This is a genomic window from Oceanospirillum linum (assembly GCF_001995095.2).
GTDB classification, from domain to species: Bacteria; Pseudomonadota; Gammaproteobacteria; order Pseudomonadales; family Halomonadaceae; genus Oceanospirillum; species Oceanospirillum linum.
Window position 1 is genome coordinate 1 of sequence record NZ_MTSD02000245.1, and the last position, 385, is coordinate 385.

Sequence of the window (385 nt, forward strand, 5' to 3'; positions counted from 1 at the left end):
CGTCTGTTTGATTGATAGCCATGTTTTGACCGTACATTTGAATTGCTTCGCCTGTAACTTGTTTACGGTATTTCTTGAACCCAACAACAATCGGTTTGACTTCTTTCAAAGCTACTTCAGATAACGGAATTAAATCACCTTCGGCAACAGTTCCACTAGCTAAATTCTTTGTTTTATCCCATTTGTAACGGCGTACAATTGAACCTTCGGATAATGATAATTTGCGTGTTAATGATAACGCTTCTGATAATTTATTAATGTTTTCATTAAATTGTTCTACAAAGTCAATTTCGGGAATTCGGGCGATTGAATTACCTGTTGCTTTATAACCGTTTTCTGATGGTGTAACAGTCCCTTGTTTAACTAATGGTGTTTCAGGATAAGT

The 385-nt window shown here is 35.8% G+C and carries 1 protein-coding gene; it reads right to left on the reverse strand.

Annotation, left to right across the window (positions count from 1 at the left end):
• Window positions 1-385 (reverse strand): hypothetical protein (locus BTA35_RS18155; RefSeq protein ID WP_202931333.1); only part of this gene is annotated, 385 nt, incomplete at both ends.